This window comes from Rhodococcus sp. NPDC059234 (assembly GCF_042754225.1).
Classification (GTDB): domain Bacteria; phylum Actinomycetota; class Actinomycetes; order Mycobacteriales; family Mycobacteriaceae; genus Rhodococcus_G.
The window spans coordinates 1-20,159 of the sequence record NZ_JBHZAH010000004.1 but is presented as its reverse complement, the minus strand read 5'-3'; the positions used below and the strand labels follow the sequence as shown (position 1 = coordinate 20,159).

10 protein-coding genes and 1 pseudogene are annotated in these 20,159 nt (G+C 70.4%); 8 read left to right on the top strand and 3 right to left on the bottom strand.

Features of this window, described 5'->3' with window-relative positions:
• Positions 1–97: 97 nt before the first annotated feature.
• The 6 genes from ACFXGJ_RS01505 (at position 98) to ACFXGJ_RS01480 (ending at position 6,814) form a co-directional block, all read left to right on the top strand.
• Entirely contained in the window at positions 98–2,542 is a 2,445-nt protein-coding gene (locus ACFXGJ_RS01505) for a hypothetical protein (RefSeq protein ID WP_378615744.1), read from the top strand.
• Positions 2,539–3,801, top strand: a complete 1,263-nt coding sequence (locus tag ACFXGJ_RS01500; protein ID WP_378615742.1) for a hypothetical protein — start codon at positions 2,539–2,541, stop codon at positions 3,799–3,801. Before ACFXGJ_RS01505 ends, ACFXGJ_RS01500 begins: the two co-directional genes overlap by 4 nt.
• Before the next feature lie 15 nt (positions 3,802–3,816).
• Positions 3,817–4,404, top strand: coding sequence for a hypothetical protein (locus ACFXGJ_RS01495; protein ID WP_378615740.1), 588 nt, complete (start codon positions 3,817–3,819; stop codon positions 4,402–4,404).
• 24 nt (positions 4,405–4,428) lie between these two features.
• Positions 4,429–5,676 (top strand): hypothetical protein, encoded by a 1,248-nt coding sequence (locus tag ACFXGJ_RS01490; protein WP_378615738.1) that lies wholly within the window; start codon positions 4,429–4,431, stop codon positions 5,674–5,676.
• 119 nt (positions 5,677–5,795) lie between these two features.
• Positions 5,796–6,551, top strand: a complete 756-nt coding sequence (locus tag ACFXGJ_RS01485) for a BTAD domain-containing putative transcriptional regulator (protein WP_378615736.1) — start codon at positions 5,796–5,798, stop codon at positions 6,549–6,551.
• A 59-nt stretch (positions 6,552–6,610) separates the two neighbouring features.
• Entirely contained in the window at positions 6,611–6,814 is a 204-nt protein-coding gene (locus ACFXGJ_RS01480; protein ID WP_378615734.1) for a hypothetical protein, read from the top strand.
• A 175-nt stretch (positions 6,815–6,989) separates the two neighbouring features.
• Here the strand turns inward: ACFXGJ_RS01480 and recD are convergent, their stop codons facing one another.
• The 3 genes and pseudogenes from recD to recC form a co-directional block, all read right to left on the bottom strand.
• Positions 6,990–8,855: an exodeoxyribonuclease V subunit alpha gene (recD, locus tag ACFXGJ_RS01475; protein WP_378615732.1), complete on the bottom strand. Its 1,866-nt coding sequence runs from the start codon at positions 8,853–8,855 to the stop codon at positions 6,990–6,992.
• 1,307 nt (positions 8,856–10,162) lie between these two features.
• Positions 10,163–12,268 (bottom strand): annotated as a pseudogene (locus ACFXGJ_RS01470) (UvrD-helicase domain-containing protein); the annotation flags it as partial.
• Entirely contained in the window at positions 12,265–15,552 is a 3,288-nt protein-coding gene (gene recC, locus ACFXGJ_RS01465) for an exodeoxyribonuclease V subunit gamma (protein ID WP_378615730.1), read from the bottom strand. The pseudogene ACFXGJ_RS01470 and the gene recC, both read right to left, overlap by 4 nt.
• Before the next feature lie 232 nt (positions 15,553–15,784).
• Here recC and ACFXGJ_RS01460 point away from each other — a divergent pair, with 232 nt between their 5' ends.
• On the top strand, positions 15,785–19,051 hold the full coding sequence (locus tag ACFXGJ_RS01460; protein ID WP_378615728.1) for a protein kinase: 3,267 nt from the start codon (positions 15,785–15,787) through the stop codon (positions 19,049–19,051).
• A gap of 92 nt (positions 19,052–19,143) precedes the next feature.
• Entirely contained in the window at positions 19,144–20,142 is a 999-nt protein-coding gene (locus tag ACFXGJ_RS01455; RefSeq protein ID WP_378615726.1) for an MBL fold metallo-hydrolase, read from the top strand.
• Positions 20,143–20,159 lie beyond the last annotated feature (17 nt).

The following is a 20,159-nucleotide window of genomic DNA, read 5'->3' as shown; positions in this document are numbered from 1 at the left end:
CGATGACGGCTGATGAGGACGATTGGGAGCGCGACGATGGCTTGATTTGGGAGGCCGCGTCGCAGTGGACTGCACCGATATCCCCGAGGGGGAGGCCATGACCGCCACGTCCGCCGAAATCGAGGCCTACGCTCCGGCCTCCCCGTTTGCCGAGACCTTCCAGCTGGTGTCGGAGGACGAAGCCCCCGGAATGGGCATGGAGACGATGCCTCCGGGAACTGGTATGGAATCGCCGTTCCGCTCCGAGTATCGAGAGGCCGCTGGCCTCGGTGGGCCGAGTCCGGAGCGCGAGGCGTACGAGACAATGGTTTCGAGCCTGTACGAGGCGGAATTCGGTGAGGCGCTCTACGAGTTGGCGGCTGAGGCCGCTGCCACGATGGGCGCGCAGTCCAATGAGGTCCAGGCCCGCGACGGCGAGCAATTCCTCGAGCAGTACATGGCCCCGCTCGCAAGTGAAGCTGAAGCGGTGCTCGATCGCTATGCGCAGCAGTACATGCAACACGACATCACCACTAGCTCCGAGGACGAACTCGACCGGCTGTTCGAGTCGATCCGGCCCAGCTTCGAACATATGTCTCCAGCGTTCGAGAACTTCCTGGGAGGAATCTGGGACAAGGCCAAGGCCGCTGCCCGCGGTGCGGTGAGCCTGGCGAAGAAGGGGGTCGCCGCCGTCGGCAAGATCGTCCCGCTCGGATGGATCTTCGGCAAACTCAAGGGACTGGTTCGGCCGCTGCTCAAGCAGGTACTCAAGCTCGCGCTGGGGCGACTCCCAGTCTCTCTGCGGCCAGTGGCCCGCAAGCTTGCGGGTCGGTTGTTCGGTGAGCAGGAGCTAGGAGCCGGTGAGGACGAGGACTTCAGCGGCTTCGAACAGACTGAAACCCTCGCGGCACGCGAGTCGCTCGCACACCCGGACCCGGACGGGATCCAACGCGAATTCGACGCACGCGTGGCCAGTCTGTTCTTCACCGAACAGGAGGACGAGCAGGAGTCGATCCAAGCGGAAGCCGCCCAGGAGACCGAGCAAGAGACCGAGGACCGGCTAGCCACACTCGATACCGCCCGCGAGCAGTTCGTGCGCGACGTCACCCAGGCCGCTCCGGGCGGCAACGTCAACGATGCGATGGAGAACTTCGTTCCCGCGATCCTGGCCGCACTCAAGTTGGGCATCAGCATCATCGGCCGCGACAAGGTGGTCGGCTTCCTCGCTGGCTACCTGGGAGACCTTGTCCGCCCCTACGTGGGAGCGGACGTCGCGTCCCCCTTGTCGCAGGCCATCGTGTCCACCGGGATGAGTCTGATCGGGCTGGAGGTTCCTGCGGAACCAAGCAGATTGGCCGGGGAGGCGGTGGCCAGCGCCGTCGAGGGGACCGTTCGCCGGGTCGCCGAGCAGGGGCAGGAAGTCTTCGAAGACCAACGCCTGCTCGAGGCGGCCGTGCAGGAAGCCTTCACAGAAGCCGCCGCCGAATCATTCCCCCCCGACATGATCCGCGAGGAATACCAGGAGGCGTCGCCGCGACTGGCCGGGCGCGGCACCTGGGTGCTGCGCCCGGTCACCGGCCGGCGGCGGTACAAGCGATACACCCGGGTCCTCGACGTCACCGTGAACCGGCAGACCGCCCGGCTGGTCACTGGGTTCGGGTCGGTGCAGCTGGCGTCGTTCCTGCAGGCCCGATTCGGGGTCGCGGCACCCGTGACCTGCAAGGCTTACCTGTACGAGGCGCTGGTGGGAACCAAACTGTCCTCGATCGCCAGGCTGGAACAGGGTGTTCCAGGACTCGGCCCGACCTCGTCGCAGGGGTGGAAGCTGTTCCTGCCTCTGACCCGACAGACGGCCGCCGCCTTGTTCGGCGAACCCCGACTTGGACGCGATGTGGCTAACCAATTCCTGCTCTCCCCCCGCCGAATCGCGGTTGGACAGCGCTTCCTAGTTCTCATCCCCCAAGGTCCAAGTCGACGTCCGGCGCCCCAAGGCGGTGTCGTGACGACCCGGTCGCTGGTGGGGCGCACCAGTCAGGCCAACCTGACGCTGAATGTCCCGGCATCGCAGGCGCAGATCTACATTCACCTCAACGAGACCGACACGCAGGCCGTGGCAGCGTCGATGCGGCGCGGCGAGTCGGTCACCCCTGCAATCGTGTTGCTCAAGAAGATCTATGCCGCCGCGCTGCGGAGCATGCTCTCGGGCAACGCCGGGCGACACGTCAAGGTGATACACGAGGCGGCGGCGAGTGAACAGTTCGCCGGCAAGGTGCTCTCCGCGGTCGGCGTACAACTGCTCGAGAAGATCGGCGCAAAGATCATCGACTGGGTCGGCACGGCCCTGTCGGAGTACTTCACCCGGCAACGCCAAGACTTCCTCACCGCGGCCGACAAACCGGTCAACGGGGTGACCATCATCGTGACCGCTCGGCACAATTCGATGATGCAGGTACTCAGCAAGGCACTTGCTGGCGATGCGGTAGGCTCCGCGGTCGCCCTGACCAAAGCGCTGCTGCAGCGGGCCGAGATCGGTGTGCGTACCGTCGCAGGTTTCCGGTCATGATCGACGAGGCCGCCGCGCTGCGTTTCGAGTTGTCCGGCGAGGCGGCGCACTGGCAGACCGCCACCGTGGGCTTGGCCGACCTGGACAACTTCGCCTCGCCGGACGCCTGGCGGGCGCTGGAAGCCTATTTGGGGCTCGCATTGCGCAGACACTTGTCTGAACTCGTCACCAGCGCACGACTCGAGCTCGACGCGGTACAGACCGACATCCGCGCAGCGCTCACACTCGCCGATCTGAACCGCTGCCAGCAGCGGGTGCACCGATTCCGTCGCCGCTACTTGCAGGCCGAGACCGTTCTCACCTTCTACGGGAACGCCGTCCGGTCCCGCACCACAGCCCGGCTGGGTGAGTTGTTGCGGGCCTGCGACTTCCTGGCAGTCGAGAGCATGCGCGCCCCCCTGTCGCCATTGAAGATCACCCCACCGCCCGCCCTGATCTACCTCGACAGCGGCCTGGGTGCTTCCATTCTGCGGGCCGGCTGGCGGGCGTGGGACGGGGGATCCCCTTCTCCTGCCGCCGCAATCAAGCTCACCCGCTTCAATCTGCTGCGGCCCACCTCCATGTTGCACGAGGCTGGACACCAGGTGGCGCATCTGACCGGGTGGAACGACGAGTTGGCTTCAGTGTTGCGCCGGGGAATCCCAGACCAGATGGTGGCCGACGTGTGGGCGGGGTGGGCGACGGAACTGGGACCGGATCTGCTGGCGTTCGCCCACTCTGGTTACGGTGCGGTCGCGGCCCTACACGACGTGGTCAACGATGCACGTCACGTGTTCAGCTATCCGCTGGGCGACCCACACCCGATCGCGTACCTGCGGGTGCTGGTCGGAGTGCAGATGTGCCAACGGTTCTACGGCATCGGCCCCTGGGACACCCTCCGTCAAGCCTGGCAGACCGTCTACCCGATCGATTCCGCCCCTACCTCTCTCCAGCCACTACTCACCCGCAGCGTCGAACAGCTACCCCGGATCGTTGAGCTCGGGCTCCGCACCCCGATGCGCGCCTTCGGCGGCGCCGCACTGGCGCAGATCGTCGACCCTGCCCGAGTCAGTCCCACCGCCCTGACGGAGCTGACGAGGGCCGGCGGTGGCGCGTTAACCACATCCAGCCACTACCTGCAGGCCGAGGGGCTCCGCCTGCTGGCACATGCAGCCCTCAGCGTCGCAGTCCATCCCGAGACCGCCGCGCAAACCGCACAGGATTTCGAAACATGGATGCGCCGTCTAGGGGCACTGGCCTCGGTGACCGTCGCCGCGTGAAGGGAGACATACAAAATGGACACAAGAGACGACGACGCCACCCCGTTGGACGCTAAGGAGGACCTCGAACTCGCACAGCTTCTCGAGAAGATTCTCCGCGAACAGAAAAAGGACTACAGAAACTTGGCGCACGAGCTGGCCAAGAACTTCGGCAGGATGCTGACAGATCGAACCGGCCCCGGACTGACCGAGCAGCAACTGAATCTCGCCCGAGGCTATGCGTTGCTCCGCAGCCAACTCGCCGGTCCTACCGACGACTATCGAGTCAGTCCCGCGAGGATCGTCCGCGTGAGGCCAGATCGCGGCCCGATTGGAACGACGGTACAGATCCGCATGCGCAACTCCGCTCCGCTCGTCCGAGTCGGTTTTCTAGACGGCAATAGTGGTGAAGCAGAGGCGATTCCTGTGGAAGTGAATCCGCAGACGGCGAGCCGAACTGACGATACTGCTGGGACAGACCAATTATTCGAGGTTGTCGTCCCGGAAACAGCGACGTCCGGGCCGGTCACGGTGAGGACCTCGACCGACGATGTTCTCACGAGTCGCTGGGAGTTCCACATCACCAACAGTGATGATGCGCCGCACCCCACACTTCCGCAGTGACCAACGCATGGAGGGATCTCGGTCATGATCCGTCAACTAGCCCGCTGGTTCAGCGAGACCAAGAAGGTCACGACGCCGGACCTCGATCGCGTGGCAACCGAGGAAGTCTGGGGGCTGCACCCGGTCCAGCTCCTGCGCTTCTTCGAAGAGGCATGGGCCTACAGTGGCGGCGGCGCCGACAACCGCCCCGATACTCCACTACCGCCGTCACTGCTCTACGGTCAGGTAAGCGGCCTGGAGTCCGGCATCCGAGAAGAGTTGGACGGGATCACCGACACGATCTTCGCTCCACCCAAACCGCAGCCCCGTTCCAGCCAGACACCGGACGGCGGAAAAGGCGGGGCGTGGGACCACCTGATCTACGCCTACCTCATCGAGAACACCCGGCTCCTCGATATCTTCACACGGGTCGTCAGCGAGTACCTTCACGGCGAACGGCTCGAGGTTCCTTCGCCACTGACCCATCGATGGCTGCGCACGACCGAAGATCTCTTCCTACGGGACCTGCCTTCAGGCAGCATTGCAGCGATCACCAGCCGCGTCCGGCCCGATTCGGAAGCCATCCGCCGCAACGCCTACTACCGGATGTTCGGGGTCGACCTCAACCACGGCGCACAGGGAGGGGCCGCCTACCCGTACCAGCGGCCGGTCGCATCCAACACTGGGTTCATCGCGGTGTTCGAGGACTTCCTTCGTGAAGTCTGGCTCGCCTCGGAGAACTTCACCAACACAAGCGGAGTCAACACCAAAGACGACGCCGCCATCGCCAACTATTGCCGAGACATGCAGGACATGCTGATAACCCGCCGGAGAGGTGGCAACCTCGCCCGCGAAGAGTTCGTCATCGTCACAATGCTCTCCTGGTTCCACCTGGCCCTCGAGACCGACAACAGCCTGACAAGCGATCTGAAAGCCAACGCCGGCAGCCCAGAGGAGCGGCTGCGCAAGATCGGTGAGCGGGTAGGCCTTGCCCCGCACACGCAATCGGAAGCATTCTTCCGACTCGCGCCGATAGCGTCACCCTTGCTGATCTCAATCGAGCAGGGAAAATTCAACACTGCGAGCGCGGTCGGGACGCTCTACAACACCAACGCAGGAACCATAAGAGACGACATGCTCGAGATCATCAACCAATGGTCGGCTGCCACTGGCAGGGACATGAAGGCCCGCCGGACAACGGTGACCCCCCGAACCAACACCCCGGCAGTTCGAACGCCGGCGCCCGCGCCAATAACCCCGGTCGCCGCAGGCAACGGCTCCCGTCCAAGCTGAATAACCATCGCAGGCGCGAACTGCGCGACAATCCAGGCCGTGGGGTGTTGCCACGCGTCGCTGCGCCGTAACCTATACACCAAAAGAGACCGACCATTCCGTTTGGGAGCATGATGGGCATGCCCGAACCTTCGGTACCCGCCGCCATCCGGCTCGGTCTTCTGGGCAGTTTCCGTGCCGAACGGATGGGAACACGGCTGCCACTGAGCCCCGGCGGCCAGCGATTGCTCGCCACATTGACACTGCGCGGCATTACGAGCAGGACCGCGATCGCAGACCTGCTGTGGCCCGAAGCCACCGAGCAGCACGCCCTCGGCAGCCTCCGCAGCACCCTGTGGCGGCTGCATCAGACCGACGCCGACCTCGTGCACAACCGCGGCGAGAACCTAGCGCTCGGACCGGTCGATGTCGATCTTCTCCGCTTCGTGGCCTGGGCGCATCGCCTCACTGACTCCGCCGCCACACCAGACGAAGCCGACCTCGACCTCGCCCACCTCTCCGAGGGAGAGCTCCTCCCCGGGTGGTACGAGGACTGGGTCCTCTTCGAAAGAGAGCGGCTACGCCAACTTCGGCTGCACGCCATCGAAGCCATGGCATGTCATTTGTGCCGGCGCCGCCGATTCACCGCCGCCGTCGAGACGGCGCTCGAGGCCACCCGAGTGGAACCGCTGCGAGAAAGCGCACACCGCACTCTCATCTGGATACACCTGTGTGAAGACAACATCGCCGAGGCAATGCGGCATTTCGCCTTGTTCCGCAAGACAATCCACGACGAACTCGGCGTCGAACCGTCGACCCGACTGCAGGCGCTCATCTCCTCGCACATATCCCGTTCCCGCGCAGGACATTCCCGACTCCGAGTCACCGGCCGCTGACGATCCGGTGACGCTCTGCGGCCATACTGAGAACACCGGCGGCCCAGGAGCGGAGAGCGATGGACACCACCCGGCCCAGCCCAAACACGGTGCTCGTCGTGCGCGCGTGGATGGAATCCGATCACGCCACAGGATTCCGCGCCCGACTGCTTGGCGTGGACGCCTACGGCGCAACATCGAGCATGATCGTGGCAAATCCTGCGCAGGTACTCGAGGCTGTCCGGTCCTGGCTCGATGACATCATTCAGCACGACTCGGCATAACAGCGGCAACTCGCGAGCGATCCCACGGACCACTACTGTGCTGGCAGAGTTCTGGCCTCGAGGGCCATGGCCGTCATCCATTGGATAGCGCGTGCCGGCGGTGGTTGTTGTCGCCTAGCGTTATCGCGTACCTCGCGATTCCCCAGGCCTCCGGGGCCGCCACCCTCCGTCTCGCCTACCCCCGCTGCAGCCCGCTCGCCCGCGACACCCGCCGCCGCACGCCCTCCCGCACCGCCGCCTCGCTCCCGATGATCCGCACGTGCCGTCGGGCCCGGGTGATCGCGGTGTACAGCAGCTCCCGCGTCAGCAGCGCCGACTCCTCCCCCGGCAGCACGACCGACACCGTGTCGTACTGACTGCCCTGGCTGCGGTGGATCGTCATCGCGTACACGGTCTGCACCGCGGACAGGTTGCTCAGGTGCAGCAGGAACGGATCCTGCCCGCGGGCGAACGCGGCGGCCAGCGTCCCGTCCTCGCGGCGCACCACGACGCCGGTGTCGCCGTTGTAGATTCGCGCGTCGTGATCGTTCGCGGTCACCAGCAGCGGCTGGCCGGGGAACCAGCTGTCGGGGTCGAGGCGCTGCCCGGACTCCTGCCCGACCCACTCCATCGCCTGCCGCGCCCACCAGCTCGCCCCGTGCGGGCCGTCGCGGTGCGCGCACAGCAGCCGGTGCGACTCCGACCTCCGCACCGCCAGGGCCGCGTCACCGGCCTCCGCCGCCGCGGTCACCGCGACCGCCGAGGCCACCACGTCCGACCGCAGCTTCGACAGCTCGTCGTCGGCCACGAACGAGACCTGCTCGCCGCCGCGGCGCAGGATCTCGAGCACCGCATCGGCGTCGCCCCCGCGCACCGCGACCGCCAGCTCCGCGATCGCGCCGCCGAACCGCCTGCCCCGGCTGAGCCGAATCACCCCGCCGCGCAACCGGTCCCGATCGCCCTCGCTCAGCGCCGCCTCGGCCGGGTCGTCCGCCGCGTCGAGGTCCGCTCCCACCACCCGGGCCAGCGCCGGGTTCGCCGTCCCCGTCACCGGTCGCGTCACCAGGTCGGCCAGCACCGCGCCCGCGTCGACGGAGGTCAGCTGATCCGGGTCCCCGACCAGCACCAGCCGGGTGTCCGGGCGCAGCGCCTCGAGCAGGCGGCACATCATGGTCAGCGACACCATCGACGTCTCGTCGACCACGATCGCGTCGTACGGCAGGTGGTTGCCGGCGTTGAACCGGAACCTGCCGCCGCGCTGCCAGCCGAGCATCCGGTGCAGGGTCATCGCGGTCAGCCCGTCGGGCAGGCCGAGCGTTTCGGCCTCCCCGAGGACCGACTCCTCCAGGCGCGCCGCCGCCTTCCCCGTGGGCGCGGCGAGCCCGATCCGCGGCGCGGGGCCGGGCTGGCGCGCCAGCAGCGCGAGAATCCGCGCCACCGTGTGCGTCTTGCCGGTGCCGGGACCGCCGACGATCACCGACGTCGCGTGGGTGGCCGCGACCGCCGCCGCGACCCGCTGCCGGTCCGGGGCCGCGGTCGGACCGCCGTGCTCGTCCACGAATACCTCCGCCAGCCCCCGCGACAGCGCGTCCTCGTCCACCACCGGGTGCCGGCCGGCGCGCTCGTCGAGCACCCGCCGAATCGTCTCCTCCTGCCGGAAGTACCGCTCCAGGTACAGCAGTCCGCCGTCCTCGGTGTCGACCAGTCGCAGCGGGCGCAGCGGTCCCGCCGCACCGCCGACCACCAGCGGGCTCGCCCGCAGCGCCGCCGCGACCGCCGCGTCCTCGGGCCACGGCAACGCGTCGAGGTCGACCGGAGCCGAATCCTCGCCGGGCGTCTCGTCGACGGTGACCTCGCGAATCCGTCCCAGCTCCAGGCACACCGAGCCCGACCGCACGGCCCGCACCGCCAGCGCGGTCGCCAGCAGCACCTCCTCCGACCGTTCGCCGCTCAGCGCGGCGAGCCGCAGCGCGACGTGCACGTCCGCCGCGGACAGCACCCGCGCCTCGTTGAACTCGCGCAGCACACCCTTGCCGCGCTGCGCCACCCGCACGTCAGTCACGGCGCCTCCCCGCTGGGGTGATGGGAACCTTCGTTCGGTCTGACCGGCCGATGCTTCCCATCACCCCGGGGTGGAAGGCCGGCGAGCAGGTCCGACAACTCGGTCACCAGCGCGGCGGGCGGGTGCCAGTCGAAGACGCCGCAGCCCGCCGGGGTGTCCGGCCCGACCATTCCCCGCACGAACAGGTACTGGGATCCGCCGAGGTGCAACGCCGGGTCGTAGCCGGGCAGCCGCCAGCGCAGGTACCGGTGCAGCGCAACCGAATACAGCAGCGCCTGCAGCGGATAGTGCGAGCGCATCATCTCCTCGGCCATCGCCTCGCGGGTGTAGTCGGCGGTGGTGACGTCGCCAGGGGCGAGCGAACCGACTGGGGCGGTGCTCTGCGCGAGCCGGTTGGTCTTGTAGTCCACCACCACGAAACGCGGTCCGGGCAGCCGCAGCACGGCGTCGATGCTGCCGGTGAGGTAGCCCCGCAGCGGCGTCGGCTCCAGCGTCGCCAGCCGGTCCGCGTACCCGGCCAGCACGTCACCGGCGGGCAGATGCGCGCGCAGCAGTGCCGCCACTGATCCGAGCAACACCTCCACCGAGGGTGCGTCGCCGCCGGCCAGGGGCAGTTCGAAGTCGAGTTCGGGCAACCGGTCCGCGGGTGCGATGTCGGCGAGGGTGCGCGCGCCCGCCGCGAGCGGGGTCCGCAGCACCGGCGCCAACGCGACCGCCAACTGCTCGGGATCCACGGACGACAGCTGACCGGCGGTCGTCTCGCGGCAGCAGCGCAGCAGTTCCGCGTCGAGGTCCGCCGCGGCGGTGTCGACGATCTCGAGCACCGCGTGCACGAGGGTGCCGAACACCGCCCCGGCGGGCAGCCCGTTCATCGGCGACGCGATGCCCGAGCCGGCGGGCAGTCGCAGCGGCGGCTCGTCCGGTTCGTCGTCCGTGCCGCCGTCCTCGACCTCGCTGCCCACGCCGGAGGCCGCGGGGGCGTGTGCGTCGTGCGCGGACGCGGTGAGCGCCGAGTAGGACGTGCGGCGCCAGCGGAAGTCGAGCGCGCGGTCGAAACGGGCCGCCTCGAGCTTCCCCGCCTCCCCGGACACCGGGAACCACTCCTCGACGGCGATCGGGTCCGCCCCGACCGGCTCCGCCCTCGCGACGTCCCCGGCGGACGCCGCCCAGCCGGAGAGTTGTTCGGCGACAACCGGGTCGGCGGGCACCCCGGACCGCAGCGGCACGGCCAGCTCGCCGGGCCTGCGACCGAGCAGCATCCGGTGCAGCGGCGAACCGGCGGTCGAGAAGCTCGGCGCCCACCACAGCACCAGGTGGCACTTCGCGCGGGTGAGCGCGACGTAGAGCAGCCGCAGCTCCTCCCCCGCCTCCTCCGTCTCGTGCTTCTTCCTGCGCTGCGCGTACCCCGGACTGCCCTCGCCCCCGACGTCGAGGATGCGCCGGCCGTCGTCGTCGTGCAGCAGCAGCCGGTCCGGCACCGACTTCTTGGCCGCGTCCCACCCGAACGGCAGGTACACGATCGGGTACTCGAGGCCCTTGCTGGCGTGCACCGTCGCGATCTGCACGGCGGCGGCGTCGCTGTCGAGCCGGCGGCTGCGGTCCACCACCCCGGAGGTGGGGTCCTTCATCCGCTCGGTGAGCCAGCGGGTGAGCGCGGTCAGGCCCAGCGACTCGTCGACCGCGACGGCGTTGAGCAGCTGCGCGATGTGCCGCAGGTCGGTGAGGGACCGTTCGCCACCGTGGACCGCCAGCAGTCGCGCCTCCAACTCCCCTGCCGCCGAGAGCCTTTCGAACAGCGCGGCGAAGCCGGACTGTTCGAACACGAGGGACAGCTCCCGGAGCCGAGCCCCGACCTCGGCGACCAGCTCGTCGCCGCGGTCGTCGAGCACCGTCGCGGTGTGCCCGAACAGCGGGGTCAGGGCGGCGAGCCGGACCCGGGGGGCGCGGTGCGGCTGCTCGACCGCCTGCAGCACCCACAGCCAGTCCCGCGCGGCGGACGTGGAGAACACGCTGGCCCCGCCCGCCAGCACCGACGGGACCCCGGCCCGGTCGAGGGCGTCGTGCACGAGGGCGATCTGCGCGTTGGTGCGCACCAGCACCGCGACGTCCCCGGGCGCGACCGGTCGCGGTCCGGCGCCGAGGTCGAGCGGGTCGCCGCGGCGCAGCAGCGCGACGACGTCCGCGGCGAGGTCGGCGGCGACCCGGCCGCGCAGCGGTCCGACCGACGGGAACCCGGACTTGCCCACAGGCCCCGCGCCGGCCCGCGGCAGGTAGCGCAGGCGCAGCGGCGGCAGGGTGGGCAGCCGCGACGCCGGGTGGTTCGCCCCGACCGGGTGCACGACGATGTCCGGGTGGCCGAGCGCGGCGCCGCCGTGCAGGTGCGTCAGCGCGTCGATCACCGGGCGGTCGCTGCGCCAGTTGGTGGTCAGTTCCTGGTGGCTGTCCGCGGACCGGACCGCGTCCAGGTAGGCGAGCACCTCGGCGCCCCGGAAGGCGTAGATGGCCTGCTTGGGATCGCCGACCAGCACCAGCGCGCGGGCCGCGTCCCCTCCCGCCGCGGCGCCGTGGAAGGTGCGGCGCAGGATGTCCCACTGCAGCGGGTCGGTGTCCTGGAACTCGTCGACGAGGACCACCCGGTAGCGGTCCCGGATCCGTCGGCACGCGGCCTCGCCGTGCTCCCGGTCGGCGAGCACGCCGTGCAGCAGCAGCGGCAGGTCGTCGAAGTCGCGCAGTCCGGTCATCCTCTTGCGGCGCAACACCTCCGCGCGCACCGCGGTCGCGAACCCGACCGCCTCCCCCGCCGCGGTGCCGTCCGCCTCCTCCGGCGCGAGGATCGCCTGCCCGTCGAAGACCGCGGCCTTCGCGGCCTTGCGCGCCTCGGCCGGCCCGAGCAGCGCCGGCGAGCGGCCGTGCTCGCGCAGGTACAGGTCGCCGATCACGTCGGTGACCAGGTCGTCGGCCTCCTCGACGAGCACCGCGTCGGGGTCGCGTTCACCGGCGACGCCGAGCCCGTCGAGGACCCGCTGACAGAAGCTGTGCGTGGTGACGATGGTGGCGGCGTCGAAGTCGGACAGCGAGTGGAGCAGTCGCCGCCTGCGCACCGCGACCTCGCCGTCGGGGACGGCGGCCAGGTGCGCGATCAGCGGCTCGGGGCTCCGGCGAGCGGCCTCCGGGTCCGCCAGTGCCGCTGCGGCGGAGGCGAACCGCTGCCGGGTCCGCTCCCGCAGTTCCTTGGTGGCGGCGCGGCTGAACGTGACGAGCAGCAGGTCGGCGAGGTCCACCCCCGCCTCGGCGACGAACCGCGCGGCCAGGCCCACGATGGCGTAGGTCTTGCCGGTACCGGCGCTGGCCTCGAGCACGGTGGTGCCGTGCGGCAGCGGGCCGCACAGGTCGAAGGTGCGGGTCCCGGTCACGGCTGCCCCTGCACTTCCGCCGCGAGCAGCGGTTCCCACAGCGCCCTGGCCTCCGCCCCGAAGCGCGTCTCCTCGCTGCCGGGCGCCGCTTCCGCGGTGAGCACGCGCATCGCGGGCGCGGCCCCGTGGACGTAGCCGATGTGCCGGTCCTTGCCGTCGCCGAAGTCGCCGCCCCACTCCTTCGCGGCGGCGTCGAGGGCCATCTCGACGCTGGCACCGCCGGCGCGACGTTCGGCGTAGACGGCCGACGCCCCGGTCGCGACGGGCAGCGGGGCGTGCAGGCCGCGGTCGCGCAGGGCGACCAGCGCCCGCAGCTGCGCGAGCGGGTCGACGGGTGCGGTGAGCGTGGACCGCCAGGCGGGCCTGCGGAACTGGCCGCGGCCCGTGGTGACCGCGCGCCACTCCCCCCGGTCGGCGTGAGCGGAGGCGGCGACGGCGAGCAGCGCCGCCCACGCCTCGAGCCGGTGCTTGGGCGCGAGCCGCGAATACGAGGTACGGGCGACGACGGTGCCGTGCACGCCGCCGACCGTCCCGGTGAGCCGCCGCCCCGAACCGAGATCGACGTCCACATCGACGGTTTCGGGCCTGCCGACGTGCACGTCGCGACTCACCCCGACCAGTGCCTCGACCGCCTGCTCGACGCCGCCGAGCTCGGACTCGCCGAGGTGGAACGGCGGCAGGGTGCCGCGGCGCCACTCCGCGGACCGGAAGTCGGCCAGCGCGACGCCCGACAGTCGGGCGTCGAGCATCCGCTGCCCCAGGTCCCAGCGCGCGAGCGGATCCAGTGCCACGTCGAGCGCGTCGGCGAGGTCCTCGTCGAGTTCGGGCACGGCCATGCCGAGACGCTGACGCAGGAAGCCGCGGGTGGGGTGCACGAGGAACGCGATCAGATCCGCCAGGTCCACGTCCCCGGGCGTCGGGGGCGCGAGCGGCCTTGCCAGGAAACGGGTCTCGGCGACGACGGGGTGCCGCGCGGCCCGCGCCCCGGCCAGCGCCGCCCGGTCGAAGCTGCGCGGCGCCTCCGGGCGGAAGTTGCGGGCGTCGAACGGCTGCAGGGGGTGCCGGGTCACGACGGCGTCGATCCCGTCCGCCCCGACCATCGACTCGACCACGTCGCGGAGTTCGCTGAGCGGGATCGCGGGCGGCCTCGTCGCGCCGGTCACCGGGTCCGATCCGGTGTAGAACAGCAGCAGCTTCTCCCCGGCGGACATGATCGCGTCGAGCAGCAGCTGCCGGTCCTCGCTGCGCGGATCTCGTTCCCCGAGAAGCGGTGTGCGGGCCAGCACGTCGTCGCCGTCGACCCCGGCCGAGCGGGGGAAGACCTCGTCGTCGAGGCCGAGCAGGATCACCACCCGGTGCGGCACGGACCGCATCGGGACCATGGTGCACACGGTCAGTTCGCCGGTGCGGAAGTTGGCGCGGGTCGGGCGCCCGGCGAGGCGGCTCGCGAGCATCGATCGGACGTCGGCGAGCCGCAGGACCACCTGCCCGCCGTTCTCGAGCGACTCGCCCACCTCCCGCGACGCCTGCCCGAGCTGCCAGGAGTCGGCGGGGGTCGTGTCGACGAGCAGGTCGAGGGCGCGGGCCAGCGCCGCCGACCACATCGGCACCGGTTGCGGCCCGGCGAGGCCCCGCAGCGCGACGTCGAGGCGGTCGACGAACTCGGCGAACCGGCCGGCGAGGTCGATGTCGTTGCTGTCGACGTCGTCGAGGGGCAGCGCGAGGTCGAGCCAGGCGCCGTCGGACTCGTCGGCGGCCGCGCCGAGCAGGATCCGGTCGAGCGCGGCGGCGAAGGTGTTCTGCGCGAAGCCGTCCAGCCCGTACGCGGACCGTTGACGACGCCCGATCCCCCACCGCGCGCCCGCCACCGAGGTCCACTCCCGGATGCGTTCGACGTCGTCCTCGTCGAAGCGGAAGCGGCGCCGGACCGGGGCGGTCGCGAGCAGGTCGAGGACCTGGCTGGCGGTGACGCGGCCGTCGGCGAGGTCGAGCAGCGAACCCACCACGGCGAGAACCGGATTGGTCTGGTGCAGCGCACGGTCGGCGAGCCGCACGCGGAGCCGGTGCCCGGGGTGGCCGAGCGCGTCCTGCCCGAACGCGGCCCGGATCAGCGGAGCGTAGGACTCGACGTCGGGGCACATGACGAGCACGTCGCGGGGCTCGAGCCCCGGGTCGTCCTGGAACAGGTGCAGCAGGGACTCCCGCAGTTCCTCGACCTGGCGGGCCGGGCCGTGGCAGGAGTGGATCTGCACGGTGTCGTCGGCCGGCCCGGTCCGGGCGGGCGCCCGGTCGGCGGCGATGTCCGCCTGCAGCCGGCCGAGCAGCGTGTCCGGCAGCGCCGCCGCGGCGTGGTGGACGGCGGTGAGGTCGAGCCCCGAAAGTCGGGCCTGCAGTTCCCGGACGTCGCGGGAGAGGCCGGCGAGCAGCGGGTGCGCGACCGTCAACGCACGGTCGTCCTCGGCGCGGGTCGCGGGTGGCGCCGCGTCGGCGAGAGCCGACCACATCGCCGGGCTCGGATGCGAAACCCACAGGTGCACATCGCGGTTCGCACCGAGCGCGGACAGCACGGCGAGCTGGTCGGCGGTCAGGCGGGTGGGCCCGAACAGCGACAGCCGGGCGGGCAGGTCGACGAGTGCGGGTTCGGCGCGCAGCCGGTCGCAGGCGCCCTCGAGCCGCTCCGCCGGGCTGGGGCTGCCGATCCGCTCCCGCAGCCGGCGCCACAGCTGCGCCTGCCAGCGCAGGTCGTCGTCGAGCGGTCCACCGGTGCCGTCGGTGTCGCGTCCGGCCGCCCAGTCCACCAGCATCGCCGGGCGTTGCGCTCCGTAGCTGCGGAACAATTCGGCCAGGTGCGCGGCGGTGCCGTAGCGGCGGCCGCCGCGGTGGTCGTCGGCGCCGTGCCCGAGATGCCGGGCCAGCACCGCGCACCAGGGCTCGTCGAGGCTGTCGTCGACCACTTCCAGCAGCGTCCAGAGCACCCGGCCGGTGTCCCACGGGTCGTCGTCCGCGCTCACCCCGGTTGCGACGGCGAGCGCCTCGGCCACCAGGCGGGACGGCGGAGGGAAGTCGATGTTCGCCGCCACCCCGTCCGCTGGAGGCACCTCCCCCTCGAGGGGGACGGCCGCGCCGAGCGTGTGCGAGAGGCGTTGGGTGAGCCAGCGTTCGACGCCCTTGGCGGGCACCGCGATCACCTCGCGTGCGAAGGGGTCCGGCAGCGGGGCCGCCAGCACGCCGGCGAGCGCAGCGGCGAGTGTGTCCGTGCGTTCGGCCCGGTGCAGCGTCAGCAACCCAGCTCCCCCCGTCGCCCTGCCTGCGTGCCGACCGGTGGAGGTCGACGATGCGACAGGCTTACCACAGCGCTCCGACAGGAGGAACGATCAAGCGCGCGGTGGCGGCGCCAGCCGGCCGCTGGTATGCACCCCGAATCGGGTGGCAGTATGGAATTCCAGAACCTGCCATGAGGTGAGTGCCGTGCCGCATCCTCGAGGACGTCCTCCGCGCGACGGATCGGCCTGACCGATGGCCGGAAGCGATCCGTTCGCGACTCAGCGCGGCGTGAGCCCGTCGGTGACGTCGGAGCTCGACGCCGCGGGATTCACCGACGCGACCGAGATCGGGCGCGGCGGCTTCGGCGTCGTCTACCGGTGCACCCAGGCACCACTGGACCGCACCGTAGCGGTGAAGGTGCTCACCGCCGACCTCGACGAGGAGAACCTGACCCGCTTCCTCCGGGAGCAGCGCGCCATGGGCCGGCTCACCGGGCACCCCAACATCGTCAACGTCCTGCAGGTCGGCACCACCGAGAGCGACCGCCCGTACATCGTGATGCCCTATCACGCGCAGCGTTCGCTGGATGTCCACATCCGCGACGACGGCCCCCTGCCACTCGAGCAGGCACTGCAGTTCGGCGTGAAGCTCGCCGGAGCGGTGGAGTCGGCACACCGGCTCGGCATCCTGCATCGCGACGTCAAGCCGGCGAACGTGCTGCTCACCGACTACGGCGAGCCGGCGCTGACCGACTTCGGCATCGCACACATCTCCGGCGGGTTCGAGACCGCCATCGGCACGTTCACCGCGACGCCGGCCTTCACCGCGCCCGAAGTCCTCGACGGCGGACCGCCCAGTCCCGCAGCGGACGTGTACGGGCTCGGCGCGACGCTGTTCTGCGCGCTCACCGGGCACGCGGCCTTCGAGCGGCGCAGCGGCGAGCAGGTCGTCGCGCAGTTCCTGCGCATCACCAGCCAGCCCGTGCCGGACCTGCGCGAACTGGACATTCCCGACGACGTCGCGGCCACCATCGAGCGCGCCATGTCGACGGACCCGGACGCTCGCCACACGGCCGCACAGCTCGGCGACGCACTGCGTGAGATCCAGTTCCGCCACGGCCTTCCCGTCGACGAGATGGCGCTGACGTCCGCGCCCTCCCGGAAGCGCGGCGATCGGCGCCCGTCGACCGGCGGCGGGCGCTCGCCGACCGGGCCCTCGACCCGGAACAGGAAGGGAAACCTGCCCGCGGAGCTGACGAGTTTCGTCAACCGTCGCAACGAGCTGGCCGAGGCCAAGGAGTTGATGTCGAGTGCCCGACTGGTGACGCTCACCGGAATCGGTGGCGTCGGCAAGACCCGCCTCGCGCTGCGGATCGCGTCGAGCACCCAGCGCGGCTTCCCCGACGGGGCGTGGCTGATCGAGCTGGGTGAACTTCGCGACGGGTCGCTGCTGGTCGGTGTGGTGGCCGCGACCCTCGGGCTCAAGTCCTTCTCGCTCCAGCCGCTGCAGGCGGTCCTCGCGGAGTTTCTCGAGCCGCGTCAGACCCTGCTGGTGCTCGACAACTGCGAGCAGGTGATCGACGCGGTCGCGGAGCTGGCCGGGGCCCTCCTGCAACGGTGCCCCGGCCTGCGCATCCTCGCCACCAGCCGGGAGTCGCTCGGCATCGGCGGGGAGGCGACCCTCCGCGTCCCGCCACTGACCGCGCCCGAGCCCGACCGCCAGCTCGACCTGGGGGGCCTGCCCAGCTACGACGCGGTCACGCTGTTCGCCGAACGCGCCGTCGCGGTGCTTCCCGGATTCGAGCTCACCGAGGACAACATGGACGCCGTGGCCGGGATCTGCCACCGGCTCGAGGGCCTGCCGCTCCCGATCGAACTGGCGGCCGGACGACTGCCGGCACTCTCGCCCCAGCAGATCCTGCAGCGCCTCACCGACCGCTACACCCTGCTGAGCCGGGGCAGACGCGCCGCCCCGTCGCGGCAGCAGACACTCCGGCTGTGCATCGACTGGAGCCACGAACTGTGCACCCCCGAGGAGCAGCGATTGTGGGCTCGCCTGTCGGTGTTCGCGGGCAGCTTCGAACTCACCGCGGTCGAGCAGGTCTGTGGCGCGGGCCTGACACCGGACGTGCTTCTCGATCTGATCGCGTCACTGGTGGAGAAGTCGATCCTGCTTCGCGAGGAGTCGGCGACCGCGGGGCGGTATCGACTCCTGGAGACCCTCCGCGAGTACGGTCTCGAGAAGCTCGAGGAGTCCGGCGAGTGCGCGGCCACGCGGCGCCGTCACCGCGACTGGTTCGAACGCCTGGCGCTGAAGGCCGAAGCCGACTGGATCGGACCGCGCCAGCTGGACTGGATCGCCCGGCTGCAACTCGATCAACAGAACATCCGCGAGGCGCTGGAAGCCAGCATCGCGGAGCCCGACGACGTGGCGGTCGGTCTCCGCATCACGGCGGCCCTGTACCCCTTCTGGCTCGCCAGCGGTCAGATCAACGAGGGCGCCCGCTGGACCGAACGAATGCTGGCCGTCGAGGGCGTTCCGCGCGGCCCGGCCTGGGTACGAGCAATCAGCCTCGGCGCGGTGCTCAACGGGTTTCAGGGCGACGTCCCGACCGGAGCCGAACGGGTCGATCGGGCACGCGCGGCAGCGGCGGACATCGACGACCCGGACGCCACCGCGACCATGCTCTACGCCGCCGGCAATCTGGCACTGATGTCGGGCGACATATCCACCGCAGCAACACATTTCGATGCGGCCCTGGATACGTGTCCGCCCGACGACCACCTCCTGCGGGTGGTCACCCTGACCGGTGTCGAGGTCGCCCACGGACTGCTCGGCCACGCGGTGAGGGCGGCCGACTGCCTCGAACAGGTACTGAACATCACCGAGCCTCGCGGCGAGCTCGTGTTCCGCGCGTGGGCACTGCGGACGCTCGGGTTGACGGTGTGGGCGACCGAGCCGGCGCGAGCCGTCGCACTGATCGACCAGGCAGTGCGACTGTTCCGATCCGTCGACGACTCGTTCGGCTCCGCACCGTGCCTCGAGTGCCTGGCCTGGATCGCCGCGGCCGGCGACGCCTACCCGCGGGCCGCGGTTTTGCTGGGCTGCGCTCAGGCCATGCGGCGGACGGGGGGTGTGCCGAACATCGCGCTCCCGAGCCTGCGCGAATTCCACGACGCGTGCGAGCGACGAACCCGTCAGGCGCTCGGGCCGAAGTCGTTCGACGCGAACTACCGCAAGGGAGAATCCGCGAGCTTCGGCGAGGCCGTCGCGTACGTGCTCGCCGAGACCACCGAACCACCCCGGCCGTCGGCCGCCAAGGAGAAAGCCGCCCTGACCCGACGCGAACTGCAGGTCGCAGGCCTCGTCGCAGAGGGCCTGACCAACAGCGCCGTCGCCGCCAAACTCGTGATCTCGCAGCGGACCGCCGAGGGACACGTCGAGCACATCCTCGCCAAGCTGGGATTCACCTCGCGGGCGCAGATCGCCGCCTGGGTCGTCGAGCGCAACCGTGGTTGACCGGGACCCGGGTGTGGACCACCGCTCGGACGTCCGGTAATGATGACCATCAAAGAGTTTGAAACCTATTTCACTAGTTTCGAGGTAGTCAGATGGTCGACGCGGCAGCCATCGGTGATGGCATCTTCCAGATTTCCGTTCCCATGACGCACAACCCCCTGGGCAGCACGCTCGTCTACGCGATGGAGTCGCCGGGCGGGCTGATCCTGGTCGACGCCGGCTGGGACGGCGACGAGGGCTGGGAGGGCCTGACCGGTGGGCTCGAGTCGGTCGGGCACTCGATATCCGAGGTCGAGGGCGTCGTGCTCACCCACTTCCACCCGGACCACACCGGCCTGTGCGGGCGGGTCCGCGAGGCGTCCGGGGCGTGGATCGCCATGCACGAGGCGGATCACGACTTGTTCGAGAAGATGTCCTCCGGCCGGGACGCCGAATGGATGGACTACCAGCTGACGAACATGGCACGGGCGGGCGCGGCACAGGCGGACCTGGACGCGTTCGCGGGCGCGGCGGGCGGCGACGCACCGGTCGGGCCGGGATCCGCGCCGGACCGGATCCTCTCCGACGACGAGGTGATCGCGCTCACCGGCCGGGGGCTGCGGGTGGTCTTCACTCCCGGCCACACCCCCGGTCACGCCTGCTTCTACCTCGAGGACGCGGACGTGATGTTCACCGGCGACCACGTGCTGCAGAAGACCACCCCGCACGTCGGGAACTTCGTCTACCCGCTGGAGGAACGCGACGCGCTCGCCGAGTTCCTGGACTCGCTGCGCCGCGTGCAGTCGATGGAGGTGACCCGCGGCCTCGGCGCACACGGGCTGCCCATCGACGACGTCGCCGGCCGTGCGGGCGAGCTGATCGACCACCACGAGGAGCGGCTCACCCACCTGCTCGACGCGTTCGGCGACGACCAGATCACCGTGTGGGAGGTCGCGCAGCGGATGAAGTGGTACCGGCCGTGGGAGAACTTCCACCCGATGGCCAAGGGCATGGCGCTGTCCGAGGCGGCCGCGCACCTGCGACACCTCGTCGCGCGCGAGCAGGTCGGCCAGGTGCCGGGCACCGAGCCGGCGGTGTTCGCGCGGCGCTAGCGGAACCGCAAACGATG

Excerpts from the sequence above, each read along its gene's own strand:
- ACFXGJ_RS01505 (WP_378615744.1), top strand. The coding sequence starts at position 98 with ATGACCGCCACGTCCGCCGAAATCGAGGCCTACGCTCCGGCCTCCCCG.
- ACFXGJ_RS01500 (WP_378615742.1), top strand. The coding sequence starts at position 2,539 with ATGATCGACGAGGCCGCCGCGCTGCGTTTCGAGTTGTCCGGCGAGGCG.
- ACFXGJ_RS01495 (WP_378615740.1), top strand. The coding sequence starts at position 3,817 with ATGGACACAAGAGACGACGACGCCACCCCGTTGGACGCTAAGGAGGAC.
- ACFXGJ_RS01490 (WP_378615738.1), top strand. The coding sequence starts at position 4,429 with ATGATCCGTCAACTAGCCCGCTGGTTCAGCGAGACCAAGAAGGTCACG.
- ACFXGJ_RS01485 (WP_378615736.1), top strand. The coding sequence starts at position 5,796 with ATGCCCGAACCTTCGGTACCCGCCGCCATCCGGCTCGGTCTTCTGGGC.
- ACFXGJ_RS01480 (WP_378615734.1), top strand. The coding sequence starts at position 6,611 with ATGGACACCACCCGGCCCAGCCCAAACACGGTGCTCGTCGTGCGCGCG.
- ACFXGJ_RS01460 (WP_378615728.1), top strand. The coding sequence starts at position 15,785 with ATGGCCGGAAGCGATCCGTTCGCGACTCAGCGCGGCGTGAGCCCGTCG.
- ACFXGJ_RS01455 (WP_378615726.1), top strand. The coding sequence starts at position 19,144 with ATGGTCGACGCGGCAGCCATCGGTGATGGCATCTTCCAGATTTCCGTT.